Raw genomic sequence first — 12,598 nt, 5'->3', positions numbered from 1 at the left:
ACACAGGCCGCCAACTGTTGGACATCTCTGGATGTCATGCGGGTGTAGCTCAATGGTAGAGCAGCAGCTTCCCAAGCTGAATACGAGGGTTCGATTCCCTTCACCCGCTCCAGCTATTTCAATTTACCTCTATAGACCAGCGGCCTTCCGCAGAGCCTCGTTTATACGGCTTTGCCAGCCTTCGCCGTCCGCCTTGAAAGCTTCGACAACATCACGGTCCAGGCGAATGCTGACGGCAAGCTTGGGATTTTCCGATTTGGGACGCCCGCCTAGATTCCTGCGGATTTCCTCGGTGAGTTCAGGGAATGCCTCCGTAAACGGCTTGGCCTTTCGTAACGTCTCTTCCGTGACTGGCGGGTTGTCGGAAACCTCATCCCAATCCTGCTTCGTATAACCTCGGCCTTCTTTGAAGGAACGCGGACGTTCAAATTTGACAACCATCAGAGCAGGCTCCTTTCTTTACTATTGGCGCGGCGCATGGAAATGACGGATATGCCTTCCGAACCAAGGGTGCCGAAGATCACTGAAATCGTGCCGTCTTGCATCTTGCCGATAGCCTGGGGGCGATTCTTCTTCGCGGGGATCACAATGGAATTCAGGAAGAATTCGAGAGATAGAGCGGCAAAGTCAAGGCCGTGCTTCTCCAAATTGGCTATTCGCTTCGGCTCGTCCCAAGTAATTTCATTAGATTTTGTATATACGAAAACTAAAAGTTTGCCAACAGTTTTCATATATACAAAAAGGCTGCAATGTCAAGAACGGCATCTTCGTCTGTAGCGTTTCAGCAAATCCCTCGCGGAAGGCTGCGATGGAACGGCCGCTGAGGTGAATACCCGTCCTTATTCAGGTTAATGCCAGACATTCGTGCCAGAAGGTCATCCCTTAACTGGAGCGGATGCCGATGCTCAATGTTGCGCTGTTTTACAGGTTGAGGGCGGTCTTCACGCGCGGCGTGTTGAAGATTTCCCGCCGCACCAAGGTGCCGCCCAGTGCGACGATTATCTGGAAGGATGGCAGCGTCAGCATCGGGCCAAAGGCCTTTCTCCGCAAGGGGATCGTCATCGATGCCCAACGCGGCAGCATCGAGATCGGCCGGAGCGTCTCCCTCAACGACTACGCCATTCTGCTCGGGCGCGGCGGCATCACGATCGGCAATGATGTGCGGATCGCCGCTCATGCCATGGTGGTTTCGTTCGACCACAATTTCGATGATCCAACACAGCCCATTCGCATGCAGGGCGTCACCAAGAAGCCGGTTGTCATCGAAGACGATGTCTGGATCGGCGCCGGGGCGAAAATCCTTGGCGGCTCCCATATATCCAAAGGATGCGTCATCGGCGCCAATGCCGTCGTCAAGGGAAAGACCGAACCCTATGGCATCTATGTCGGCGCTCCCGCGCGGCTGGTCAGGTGGCGGGGTGAAACGGGCGGCGTCAGCCACGCGAATGTCGAACGGCTTTCTTTCTCCAAAAGAAAAACGGATCAATAGGCCCCTTCAAAGAAACAGGCGGGATGCGATGAAGCGTCCCGCCTGTTTTCATGTGGAGTTATAGCGCCGAGCAGCGCTGACGGCCTCAGAATTCCGTCCAGTCCGCGTCCTTTGGGGGAGCCGAAACTGTCTGGCTGTTGCCGCCAAAGGCGCTCATCAGCTTCTGGCCGAGCGCGCGGGCGGGTGAGGGGGCCGGGCGTGCCTTCGTCCCTTCGACGGCACGAACCGGAGCAACAGCCGGTCGCGGTGCGGGGCGGGTGGAGATGCGCGGCGCGTGGCTCGACGGGGCCGCGGAAGCAACGTAACTACCTTCGGTTCCGGTCATGCGGAACTGGCCGAGCAGGGCCGTCAGCGAGGCGGCTTCCGTTGCCAGGCTCTGGCTGGAGGCTGTGCTCTCCTCGACCATGGCGGCGTTCTGCTGCGTGCCGTGGTCCATGGCGTTGACGGCGGTATTGATCTCCTGCAGGCCCGCCGATTGTTCGCGGGAGGCTTCGGCAATGGCATGCACATGCCGGTTGATCTCCTGCACTTCCGAGACGATGGCGTCGAGCGCCTTGCCGGTCTCGTCGACGAGATCGACGCCGGTCTGCACATGCGTGCTGGACGCGGTGATCAGCGATTTGATCTCCTTGGCGGCATTGGCCGAGCGCTGCGCCAGTTCGCGCACTTCCTGGGCGACGACCGCAAAGCCCTTGCCGGCTTCACCGGCGCGGGCTGCTTCGACACCGGCGTTCAAAGCGAGAAGGTTGGTCTGAAAAGCGATGTCGTCGATCACGCCGATGATGTTGCCGATCTCGGAGGAGGATTTCTCGATCTGCTGCATGGCGCTGACGGCGTTGCGGACGATCTCGCCGGACCGTTCGGCGCCGGCGCGGGTGTGGGCGACAAGCTGGCTTGCTTCTTCCGCCCGCTTGGCCGCGTCCTTGACCGTGGTGGTGATTTGTTCCAGGGCGGCCGCCGTTTCTTCGACGGCGGCGGCCTGTTGTTCAGTCCGCTTGGAAAGCTCTTCAGCGGAACCGCGGATCTCGTTGGCGCCGGCATTGATGGCGCGCGCATTGGCGCCGACCGCCTGCATCGCCTCGTTCAGCTTGATCAGCGAATTGTTGAAATCCTGCCGTAGCTGGTCGAGATGGGCGACGAACTGCGTGTTGATGTGGGTGACGAGATCGCCGTCGGCCAGACGCTTCAGGCCGTCGCCGAGCGCCTGCACTGCCTGCTGCAGATGCGCGTCTTCTGCCACCCGCTGCGCCTCACGTTCGGCGCGTTCGCTGTCGCTGAGGTTACGGTCGGCTTCGGCCTGCGCTTCCAGCCGGGCGCGTTCGATGGCGTTGTCGCGGAAAACGGAAACTGCCGAGGCCATTTGACCGATTTCGTCGCGGCGGTCGAGACCCTCGATCTCGCTCGTCGTGTCGCCGCTGGTAAGCGTCACCATGCGGCGATGCAGGCGCGCCAACGGTGTCGCAATTTCGGTCTGCGCGACATAGAGGCCAAGGCCGATGGCCAGAAACGTCAGAGTGCCGAAAATGGCGAGCGTGTAGTTGATTGTGGTGTTGACGTGGGCCGACACGTCATCGGCGCCCTTGTCCATCCGGTCGGTCAACTCGTTGTTGTCCGCCTGCATCTTGGCAACGAGCGCGGTCAACTTGTCGCTGACGGCGATCATGGTTGCGGTCGCGCCTTTGACGTCGCCGCTCTTGCGCTGGTCGATCATTTTGTTCGTCAGCGCTTCCAGTTCGTCTATGCCCGCGAGGATCACATCGATTTGAGCCTTTTGCGCAGGAACCTGGATTTCGGCTTGTTTCAACCGATCCTTGGCCTCCGCGAAACGGCTCTTGCCCGCTGCGACCGTCTTGAAGACGTCGCTGTCGGGATCGAAATTCAGCATCATGCTTGCCTGCAGCACGGAGGCGAGAACGGATGTGCTGGAGCGCGTGCCTTGCGTCGCCGCAACGGCCTCGTTGTCGAGGAAGGCGCTGTAGACCTCGTCCGCTTTGCGGAATTCGCTGACGATGTAGAGCAAGCCGGCGAAAGAGATGATCCCGAGAAAGAGGATCACGGCGAGCATCTTGGTTTTGATTTTCAGGTTCCTGAACATGACGATCCGCCCGAAGGATATCGCGCAGCACCAACGACAGCGCGCCATGATCCGCTTTCCCTGGAGAAAAGATGGACGTCGCGCTTGCTGCCTGATGCACGCAAGTGAAGCCGAATTTTATGAGATACCTTGGCCAGCAAGGTTCGGACGACCTGCGTCATGCGATCAGCTTCGGGAGCCGACGTCGTCGATGCCAAATAGAATCGATAGAGCTTAATCGACCGCTAACATCAGTATCTTTCAGGCCCGATTCTGCCGGCTATCCCCGCTTTTTCCGGCTATTGCATTCTCCCCTCGGCACGACTCTGTTACACCGGTTTCGAAATCGGAAACCGCGAACCGACCGGAGGGGATCATCGTCATGCGTGTTTGCCTTTCGTCGTTGGAATCCTTGGCCAGGCGCGTGGCATGCGTGGCGCTGCTTTCCGCGTCCTGCGCCATGCCTCTGGCCGCCCAGGAGGCGCCACCCTCCGGCCTACCGATCCTGTTCGACTCGCGAGAGCGGCTGCCGAAGCCAGACCTTTCTTCGCTGGTCAGGCTTCGCTTCCTGACCTCCGTCGACTTTCCGCCTTTCAATTTCGCCGATCAGAACGGCAAGCTCGCCGGCTTTCATGTCGATCTTGCGCGCGAGATTTGCGACGAGCTCGGCATATCGGACAAATGTCAGATCCAGGCGCTGCCATTCGATGAATTGCAGGGCGCGCTATCCGCCTCGCAAGGTGATGCGGTGATTGCCGGCGTCGCCGTGACGCCTGAGCTGCGCAAGAGCTTTGCCTTTTCGCGTCCCTTCCTGATGTTGCCTGCCCGCTTCGTCCGCAATCTCAAGGCGTCGATCGACGGCACGACGGCCGCCGCCCTTGCCGGTCATTCTGTGGGCGTGGTCAAGCGCACGGCGCATGAGTCGATGCTCGCCGCCTTTTTCCCCGACATCAAGCAGGTTCCCTTTGACGACAAGAACGCGCTGCTAACGGCGGTGAAGGACGGCAAGGTCGACGCTGCCTTTGCCGATGGGTTGCAACTGTCCTTCTGGGTATCGTCGTCATCGGCTGAAAAATGCTGCGCGCTGTTTGATGGCCCCTATCTCTCCCAGCAATTCCTGGGCGAGGGCATGACCATCATGTTGCGGCAGCAGGACGCCGATCTGACGGCCGCGATCAATCACGCGCTGGCAACATTGTCCCGCGACAGCCGGCTGCAGGAAATCTATCTGCGATATTTTCCCTACGGACTTTATTGATGAAGCGTCTCAGCCCTTGCGGTAGCGGGCAATAGCGCTGCGCTCGATGGCGGCACAGGTCAGCTTGTCGAGACCGAGACGGTCGCGCAGCAGGCTGAGCAGGCGCAGTTCCTCTGCCTTGACCGAGAAATCGGCAGAGGCCACCTCGACGGCAAGTGCATAGGCAGTGTCGTAGAGCCGCGCCGGCAGGGTGTCGCGCACGGTTTCCAGCACAATATCGAGCCCTTCGTTGCCAGCGAGAAGCTTGGCGCAATCGCGCGAAACGGAGATCAGTCGCTCGTCATCGAAGCCGTCGAAAACCGGCAGTGCGTGGATCAGCTCGCCAATCCGGCCCAATTCCTTGTCGTTCATGGTCCGATCGACGGCGGATGCGATCACCATGACGTAGATCAGGGCTTCATGGGCGGAAAGCGGCTTGTTCATGGCAGTGCAAAATCCTTCAATTTGGCAGCAGACTAGAAAGTCGCGCCTCTCATGACAAGAGCGCGTGTTGGAAGCATGACGTCAGATCGGATTGAGCGGATTTTCCTTGGCCGGCGGAGGAGCGAGCGTCGATTTTCCGCCCGCTCGCGGATCGTCGCCGTAGATACCGCGTTTCTGCTGCTTTGCCTGTTCCGCAAGGGCGACCAAGGGCGATCCAGCCTCAGGCTCGGCCCAGCCGAAACGCACCAGCCATTCGCTGAGATCGACGCGAACATAGCGGCAGGCGCCGGTCACCGTACCTTGCCAGGTCGGGTTCGGCAGGTCGCAGTCGATGGTGCGGCCGCGCAGATACATGCGGAAAGCGGTACGCGCCGCCGCCCCGCAGGGCCAGCTCTTGCCATTCGGCCCGGTGCACATCCGCTCGACATCGGTCGGAATGATGCCGGGGAGCTGCACGCTCTTGCCGGCAATGGTCAATATGCCGGCGCGGTCCGAAAATGGCCGCACCAGTTCCACCGGCTTTGCTTGCTCGATCGGCTTTTCGTCGCTGCCGGTCGACGCCTGCTGCGATGGCGGTTCAGCAGGCTCGGTCCTGAGGGCCTCGGCCGCCTGCTCCCTGTCCATCTGGTCGGCCGGCATCCGGCTCGCCGGCGTTTGGTACGCATCGGTTTGGTTCGACGGCGCCGGGTTTGTCGGCGTTGCCTGCGCCACTTGCGTCTCGCCCGGATTTACTGGTGTCGCCTGCGGCTGCGCCAACTCGGCGGACGCCTTGCTTTCGGGCAATATGGTCGGCTGCTGGACCGCTGCGGATTGGTCTTTGTTAATTTGATCCGAGCTGGTGGCGACAAGAGCTTTCGCCGTGCCTTCCAGCGTTGACGTCGGCGTTGCGGTGGGCGCCGGAGTGGGGGGCGATGCCGTTGCGTCTGAGCTTGTTGTAGCCGACTGATCGCCGTTGGCGGCTACAGTAGTCGTTGCGGCTGGCGTCGCTTGCGCGGCGACGGCAGCAGGTTGCACCGCGGTCTTGCCGTCCGGCTTCGTCGTATCGGCAGGCTGCTGGGCCGAGGTGGCTGTTGCCGGGGTGACTGCCTTTGCCGTTTCCGTTGGTGCGCTCACGACAGGTGCGCTTTCGGTTCCGGCTCTGTTCGACAAACTGAAACCATGCTCCTCGACCTGCACGGCAACCAGCGTCACCCACGAACCGAGGACCACACCTGCCAAACTTGCCAGCCAAACATCACGACGCATAACGAGAAAACTTTCCTATTGGCTGGCCCAGATGATGCGCGCAATCCACTCCACATCCGCAAGATCGAAGCTCCGATTCGGATGCTCGGGGTTGAGCGACAGCAGTTCTATCGACCGCGCGGTCTGTCGCAGCAGCACCTTGGCCATGACCTCGCCCTCGCGGGTCTTGACGACTACCCGATCATTGCGCCTGATTTGTGCCCCCGGTTCGACGATCAGCACATCGCCATCCCGGTAGAGCGGCAGCATGCTCTCGCCCTGCACTTCAAGCGCATAGACGCCGCCCTTTTGCCCGGGGGACACCGGAAACTCCACCATGTCCCACCCCTGGCCGACCGGAAAGCCGCCGTCATCGAAAAAGCCGCCAGCGCCGGCTTGGGCGAAGCCGAGCAAGGGGATGGAGCTTGTCGGCAAAGGAAAAGCGCGGTCGGCTGCGCTGCTTGTGCTTTCCACCGAGCGCATGCAGCCGAGAAACTGCTCCATGCTGGCTCCGGTCGCATCCAGCACCTTGGCGATCGATTCCGTCGAGGGCCAGCGCAAACGTCCGTCCTGGCTCAGCCGCTTCGACTTGTTGAACGATGTGGGGTCGAGGCCGGCGCGCCGGGCAAGACCGGATGCCGTCAGGGCATGCCGTTCGGCAAGCCTGTCGATCGCGCTCCATATCTGCTCATGTGACAACATTGCGGTTCAGCACACTCGGAAGCCGGAATGTTCGGCGTTTGACCCCTAAAGAAAGGTTAACCGAGGCTTTTTCACGAGTAAAGGGCGGCGTAGGAATAAGGTCCTTTGTCCCCTTGCTTTCGCTTTTTGATTCCAGTAGCTTCAGGTCTTCTGCGGCTGCGCCTGGGTGTCGGGCGCTTCCTTCTGGAATTCCTTCGCCATTCCCATGAAGCCACGCATGAATTTCTCCATGATCCCAAGGGTCCGATCGATGTCGGCGTCGCTCGGCAGGTTCGATCCGCTGCTTGAGGCGACCGTCTTTTCCAGCTTCGAGACGCGCTCGGAGAGGCGATCGAGTTCGTTTTCATAGGCCGCGCGCTCATCGGCGGCCATGCGGCAGACCAGATTGCCGTTCTGATCCTGGCAGATCGACATGGCACCGGTTTGCTTATCCAAACGGACGAAATGATCGCCGCTGCGCTCGAGCTGGAAGCGCGTGGGGTCCGGCTCCGCGGCGTAGCCGGGCGTGGCGAGAAGAAGAGCGGCAGGCAGGATGAGGGCCGCAAGGCCTGATACCATTTCCTTCGTCATGTCATCCTCCGAATTTTCTGCTTAATGTGCATCCATCTGCACTTTTCCCGGTGATCCCCGTGGACATCGGCAACGGTTTTCGTGCAAAGCCCTATCAAGGACACAAGTCATGTAAGGATGATGACTGCGATGCCAGTGGTTTACAAGATCGTGCCGGATACGCTCTGGCAGCAAGCCAGACAAACCGGTGTTTTTAATGGCGCGTCGATCGATCTGACCGACAATTTCATCCACCTTTCGACGGCAAAGCAGGCGAAGGAAACCGCCGCACGCTATTTTGTCGGCCAGGAGGACCTGCTGCTGGTGGCGATCGACGGCGACGCGCTCGGCGACAAGCTGGTGTTCGAGCCCTCGCGTGGCGGCGATCTTTTCCCGCATCTCTACGCGCCGCTGCAGCTTTCGGCCGTGCTCTGGGAAAAGCCGTTGCCGCTTGGCCCCGATGGCGCGCATGTCTTTCCGGAGATGCCGGAATGATCGGCGCCTTCCGCGATCTCGGCCGGCGTGGTCTCTTCATGTTCGATCCGGAAACGGCGCATGGAATGTCGATCGCGGCGCTGAGATCCGGTCTTGTTCCGGCCTGCCGGATCAGCAATGATCCCCGACTGCGTCAGACTGTGGCCGGATTGGATTTTGCCAATCCGCTCGGCATGGCCGCCGGCTATGACAAGAACGCCGAGGTGCCGGAGGCGCTGTTGAAGCTCGGCTTCGGCTTTACCGAAATCGGCACGGTGACGCCGAAGCCGCAATCCGGCAATCCGCGCCCGCGCATCTTCCGCCTGGTCGAGGACGAGGGCGTCATCAACCGCCTCGGCTTCAACAATGAAGGCCACGATGCGGCCTTCCGGCGTCTGCAGCCGATCCGCGGCAAGGGCATCATCGGCGTCAACATCGGCGCCAACAAGGATAGCGCCGACCGGATCGCCKATTACGTCGCCGGCATCCGCCGTTTCTATTCCGTGGCGCGCTATTTCACCGCCAACATCTCCTCGCCGAACACGCCGGGCCTGCGCGATCTGCAGGCGCGGGAAAGCCTTTCGGCGCTGTTGTCGGCAGTGCTTGCCGCACGCGACGAAGAGGCGGCAAAGGCAGGCAAAAAGATCCCGGTTTTTTTGAAGATAGCCCCCGATCTGACGGAAGAGGGCATGGATGACATCGCTGCMGAAGTTTTGGCTCATGCGCTGGACGGGTTGATCGTCTCCAACACCACGCTTTCGCGCGACGGGCTGAGAGATCAGGCCCAGGCGAAGGAAGCCGGTGGCCTCTCCGGCCAGCCGCTCTTCGAAAAATCCACAGTCGTCCTCGCAAAGATGCGTCGCCGCGTCGGTGCGGCCCTGCCGATTATCGGCGTTGGCGGTGTTTCATCGGCGGAGACGGCGCTGGAGAAGATCAAGGCCGGCGCCGATCTCGTGCAGCTTTATTCGTGCATGGTCTATGAAGGCCCGGGCCTGCCGGGCCGTATCGTGAGCGGCCTGTCGAAGCTGCTCGACCGCGAGCGTGTCGGCTCGATCCGCGAGTTGCGCGACAGCAGGCTCGATCATTGGGCCGACAGAAACGTCTGATAGGCCCGCTTCTTCAGCCCCATGACCAGGAAAATGCCGCGGAACAGCAGGAAGGCGTTCATGGCCAGCCACAGGCCGTGGTTGCCAAGGGTCGGCACGAAGACGGCAAGTGCCAATAGATAGCCGGCGAACGACATCAGCATGCGATTGCGCATGTCGCGCGACCATGTGGCGCCGATGAAGACGCCATCCATCAGAAATGCGAGCGCGCCGGTGAGCCCGGTGACAGCGGCCCAGGGCAAGTAAGTTTCGGCCGCAGTGCGCACCTCCTCCGAGGTCGTCAGCAGCCGGATCAGCGCCGGGCCGAGGGTGAAGAAGAACACGGTCGCGGCAAATGCCAGCCCAAAGGACCAAAGCCCGGTCAGCTTCAATCCGCGCTCGAAGGCCGGGCGATAGTTGGCGCCGATCGAGCGGCCGGTGATCTGCTCGGCGGCATTCGCCAGTCCGTCGAGGTAATAGCCGGAAAGCAGAAAGAAGTTCATCAGCACGGCGTTGGCGGCAAGTGTCACCGCGCCGAACGTATTGCCGATGCGCGTCATCAGCGTGAAGGCGCCGATCAGCACGAACGTGCGGATGAGGATATCGCGGTTGAGCGCGAAAAGCTGCGTGAGTTTGGCGCGGGAGAGGAGGTCCGCGCGGGTAGGTCTTGGTTCGCCGGCAAAGCCGCGCAGCACAATGGCAAGGCCGGTGAGAGCGCCTGTCGCTTCGCCGATCAAAGTACCCCAGGCGACACCTGCCACACCCCAGCCCAGCCAGAGGCCGAGCAGGACGGCGAGGATGATGTTGACGCCGTTGATCAAGGTTTGCAGCAGAAGCCCGATGCGGCCCTGGCCGCGCCCGAGCACGAAGCCGAGGATGGCGTAGTTGGCGAGCGCCGCTGGGCCGGATAGCATGCGGATCGAGAAATAGGTGCGTGTCGCGTCGGCAATGCCGCCTTCCGGTCCCATCAGCCTGATGCCGAGCCAGAGCAATATGGGCGACAACAGCAGAAGCAGCAGACCGCATCCGAGCGCCGACAGCAGCGCCCGCCAAAACACCGCCTGCTGCTCATGCCCGTCGCGGCGGCCATAGGCTTGCGCCGTCAGGCCAGTCGTCGACGAGCGCAGGAAGTTGAAGCTCGCGAAGAGGAGATCGAAGAGCACCGCACCGATCGCCAGCCCGGCGAGTGCGTCCGGCAGGCCGAGATGCCCGACGACGGCCGTATCAACGAGGCCGAGCAACGGTGTCGTCATGAAGCCGAGCGTCATCGGAATAGCGATCGACAGCACCAGCCGGTGCGTCACATCGAAAGGCAGAACCCTTCCGCTATGCTCTCGATGATCCATGTCCAATCAGCCCGTCTTCAATTCGAAGACAGCACCATGGACCAATAGGGCTTGTCACTGGAAGAGGGAGCATAGGCAAGGGCGACGCCGAGGCCGTTATATTTGCCGAGCATGTTGTGCAAATGCTTCGGCGAATTGATCCAGGCCGTCACCGCGGCGTTCACGTCGCGCTGGCCCTCGGCAATATTTTCGGCCGCCGGCAGCTTGACGCCGCTCGCCTTGACGCGCGTGCCGAAATTGTCGCCGATGCCGATCAGATGTTCCATCTTGCCGGCATCAGCCATGCGCTTGGCCTGGTAGATCGCGGCCGTGCTGGCAGCCGGATCGATCTTGAGCGGCGGCAGACCGTTTTTGGCGCGCAAGGAGTTGACGAGCGGCAGCGCGGAAGCGGTCTCGTCGTTGGCCGGCGTGTTGGAAACATGGGTGGGCGGCGTGGCGCAGCTTGCGACGATGGCAGCGAGCGCAAGGCCGGTGAGACGCAGCGCGTGGCGCCGTGTAGAAAGCGGAATGTTTGAGATCATATCAGCGGCGATAATTGAAAAGGCGGAGGATGATGAAGAGCGGAATGACGATGCTGGCGCCGAGCAGCACATAATCGCCGAACTCGCCGAGCGCGGCAAAGCCGCTGTGCCAGAGATCAAGGAGGAAGCGGCGGACACCATAGAGGAAGTCGAGCGGCCGCCAGCCGAAGAATTTCATCACGAAACCGACGATCAGCGACACGATAATAAGCTTCACGAGTGTACGGCCGGGCGAGTCGCCGAGGAACCTGTTCACCTGATCGGACATGCGGCTGTCTCCATAATGCCTGTCGAGCGGTTTTGAGATAAGGCTGTGGCCTGCGACTCGCAAGCGCTTTTGCCCGATACGTACTGAAACCGTACTTACTCGAAACAGGTGTCTGCCTGAAATAGGACTTGAGTTTTTTTGTGACCGCGTCCAAAGGCGGGTGCCAAACAGGACCGAAATCATGCTGCCGAGCCAGCTTTCCTCCGGCGACGTCATCGCCGACCGTCGCGCCGACTATGCGAAGATGCTCGCCGAAAACGGCGAGCCGGCCAGTGCTGCCGAATTGATGGAGCAGGCGCTGGAGTTGACGCCGGGCTGGGCCGCCGGCTGGTTTACGCTCGCGACCTATCGTGAAAAAGCCGGGAATACGGAAGGCGCCATCGAGGCGCTGAACAAGGTTCTGGCGCTTGATGCCGGCGATGTCTTCGGCGCCCGGCTGAAGCTTTCAGTTCTGGGAGCGGCCGATCTGCCCGATCAGCCGCCGAGCCGCTATGTCGAGCGTCTCTTCGACGACTATGCCGACCGCTTCGAGACGTCGCTGGTCGAAAAGCTCGGCTATAGCGTGCCGCAGAAGCTCGCGGCTCTGGTMGCCGATACGGCCGGCATGCCCGGGCATTTCCGTCTTGTMGTCGATCTCGGCTGCGGCACGGGCCTGTTCGGTCCGGAAATCCGCGGACGCGTCGATCGGCTGGAAGGGTTCGACCTGTCGAAAGGCATGCTCGCCAAGGCAGCGGAGAAGGGTGTCTATGATCACCTGGGACAAGCCGATCTGTCGCTGTCGCCGCTCCAGTCCGGCGTCTTCGACGGCGGGCTCGCGCCGGCACGGGCCGATCTGATCACGGCGGCCGACGTGCTGATGTATCTCGGCAATCTCCAGGGCGTCATGGCGATCGTCAGGGAACTGGCCGCATCCGGGGCTGTGTTTGCCTTTTCCGTCGAGGATGCGGAAGAAGAGGAGGGGTATCTCCTGCGCGATTCCCTGCGTTTCGCCCACTCGGAGGCCTATATCAGGACGATATTGGCCGCTCATGGCTTCGCTGTCCTCGCTCTTGCGCGCAGCATCATTCGCATGGATGCCGGAAGACCGGTGCACGGCATTTTGTTTGTTACATGGAAATCGGCCTGATCGACCCATTTTCGCGAATTCGCGATAGGCCCGCATCCCTCAACAAGGGAAAACATCGT

The 12,598-nt window shown here is 61.1% G+C and carries 15 protein-coding genes and 1 tRNA gene; 6 read left to right on the top strand and 10 right to left on the bottom strand.

The genetic code is table 11. From position 1 onward, the window contains the following. The first annotated feature begins 38 nt into the window (after nt 1–38). Nucleotides 39–112: transfer RNA gene (locus tag QD357_RS13315), tRNA-Gly, on the top strand. 17 nt (nt 113–129) lie between these two features. On the opposite strand, the gene QD357_RS13310 is transcribed toward QD357_RS13315, so the two are convergent. Both QD357_RS13310 and QD357_RS13305 read right to left on the bottom strand, forming a co-directional pair. Continuing rightward, nucleotides 130–441 (bottom strand): BrnA antitoxin family protein, encoded by a 312-nt coding sequence (locus QD357_RS13310; RefSeq protein ID WP_414124424.1) that lies wholly within the window; start codon nt 439–441, stop codon nt 130–132. Next, nucleotides 441–731 (bottom strand): BrnT family toxin, encoded by a 291-nt coding sequence (locus QD357_RS13305; protein WP_107106917.1) that lies wholly within the window; start codon nt 729–731, stop codon nt 441–443. The genes QD357_RS13310 and QD357_RS13305 overlap by 1 nt, the downstream gene beginning before the upstream one ends. A gap of 170 nt (nt 732–901) precedes the next feature. Between QD357_RS13305 and QD357_RS13300 the strand changes: the two genes are divergently transcribed. Further along, nucleotides 902–1,489 carry an acyltransferase gene (locus tag QD357_RS13300; RefSeq protein WP_107107051.1) on the top strand — a complete coding sequence of 196 codons (588 nt, stop codon included), beginning with the start codon at nt 902–904 and terminating at the stop codon, nt 1,487–1,489. 85 nt (nt 1,490–1,574) lie between these two features. On the opposite strand, the gene QD357_RS13295 is transcribed toward QD357_RS13300, so the two are convergent. Beyond that, the gene (locus QD357_RS13295; RefSeq protein ID WP_107107052.1) at nt 1,575–3,584 is read right to left on the bottom strand and encodes a methyl-accepting chemotaxis protein; all 2,010 of its coding nucleotides are present in this window, start codon (nt 3,582–3,584) and stop codon (nt 1,575–1,577) included. A 439-nt stretch (nt 3,585–4,023) separates the two neighbouring features. Here QD357_RS13295 and QD357_RS13290 point away from each other — a divergent pair, with 439 nt between their 5' ends. Continuing rightward, complete coding sequence (locus QD357_RS13290; protein ID WP_245407410.1) at nt 4,024–4,821, top strand: transporter substrate-binding domain-containing protein; 798 nt, start codon at nt 4,024–4,026, stop codon at nt 4,819–4,821. 9 nt (nt 4,822–4,830) lie between these two features. On the opposite strand, the gene QD357_RS13285 is transcribed toward QD357_RS13290, so the two are convergent. The 4 genes from QD357_RS13285 to QD357_RS13270 all read right to left on the bottom strand — a co-directional run bounded on the left by QD357_RS13285 (nt 4,831) and on the right by QD357_RS13270 (nt 7,740). Continuing rightward, nucleotides 4,831–5,244 (bottom strand): tellurite resistance TerB family protein, encoded by a 414-nt coding sequence (locus QD357_RS13285; RefSeq protein WP_107106919.1) that lies wholly within the window; start codon nt 5,242–5,244, stop codon nt 4,831–4,833. Between the two features lie 81 nt (nt 5,245–5,325). After that, nucleotides 5,326–6,489, bottom strand: a complete 1,164-nt coding sequence (locus QD357_RS13280; protein WP_107106920.1) for a thermonuclease family protein — start codon at nt 6,487–6,489, stop codon at nt 5,326–5,328. A 15-nt stretch (nt 6,490–6,504) separates the two neighbouring features. Continuing rightward, nucleotides 6,505–7,170: a helix-turn-helix transcriptional regulator gene (locus QD357_RS13275; protein WP_107106921.1), complete on the bottom strand. Its 666-nt coding sequence runs from the start codon at nt 7,168–7,170 to the stop codon at nt 6,505–6,507. 141 nt (nt 7,171–7,311) lie between these two features. Then, nucleotides 7,312–7,740: a hypothetical protein gene (locus QD357_RS13270; RefSeq protein WP_107106922.1), complete on the bottom strand. Its 429-nt coding sequence runs from the start codon at nt 7,738–7,740 to the stop codon at nt 7,312–7,314. Nucleotides 7,741–7,857: 117 nt separating this feature from the next. Here QD357_RS13270 and QD357_RS13265 point away from each other — a divergent pair, with 117 nt between their 5' ends. Both QD357_RS13265 and QD357_RS13260 read left to right on the top strand, forming a co-directional pair. After that, nucleotides 7,858–8,214: a DUF952 domain-containing protein gene (locus QD357_RS13265; RefSeq protein ID WP_107106923.1), complete on the top strand. Its 357-nt coding sequence runs from the start codon at nt 7,858–7,860 to the stop codon at nt 8,212–8,214. After that, nucleotides 8,211–9,299, top strand: a complete 1,089-nt coding sequence (locus QD357_RS13260) for a quinone-dependent dihydroorotate dehydrogenase (RefSeq protein WP_414124423.1) — start codon at nt 8,211–8,213, stop codon at nt 9,297–9,299. The genes QD357_RS13265 and QD357_RS13260 overlap by 4 nt, the downstream gene beginning before the upstream one ends. Here the strand turns inward: QD357_RS13260 and QD357_RS13255 are convergent. The 3 genes from QD357_RS13255 to QD357_RS13245 are packed head-to-tail and all read right to left on the bottom strand — an operon-like array spanning nt 9,275 to nt 11,413. Next, nucleotides 9,275–10,624 (bottom strand): MATE family efflux transporter, encoded by a 1,350-nt coding sequence (locus QD357_RS13255; protein WP_107106925.1) that lies wholly within the window; start codon nt 10,622–10,624, stop codon nt 9,275–9,277. The genes QD357_RS13260 and QD357_RS13255 overlap by 25 nt on opposite strands. Nucleotides 10,625–10,641: 17 nt before the next feature. Beyond that, nucleotides 10,642–11,142, bottom strand: coding sequence for a CAP domain-containing protein (locus QD357_RS13250; protein WP_181316003.1), 501 nt, complete (start codon nt 11,140–11,142; stop codon nt 10,642–10,644). Between the two features lie 4 nt (nt 11,143–11,146). After that, on the bottom strand, nt 11,147–11,413 hold the full coding sequence (locus QD357_RS13245) for a DUF6460 domain-containing protein (protein ID WP_107106927.1): 267 nt from the start codon (nt 11,411–11,413) through the stop codon (nt 11,147–11,149). A 181-nt stretch (nt 11,414–11,594) separates the two neighbouring features. Between QD357_RS13245 and QD357_RS13240 the strand changes: the two genes are divergently transcribed. Further along, complete coding sequence (locus tag QD357_RS13240; RefSeq protein WP_107106928.1) at nt 11,595–12,539, top strand: methyltransferase domain-containing protein; 945 nt, start codon at nt 11,595–11,597, stop codon at nt 12,537–12,539. Nucleotides 12,540–12,598 lie beyond the last annotated feature (59 nt).

Origin of the sequence: Rhizobium sp. BR 317, from assembly GCF_047445835.1 — a bacterium.
Taxonomy (GTDB): Bacteria; Pseudomonadota; Alphaproteobacteria; order Rhizobiales; family Rhizobiaceae; genus Rhizobium; species Rhizobium paranaense.
The sequence above is the reverse complement of the archived record's forward strand: the minus strand, read 5'-3'. Positions and strand labels throughout refer to the sequence as shown.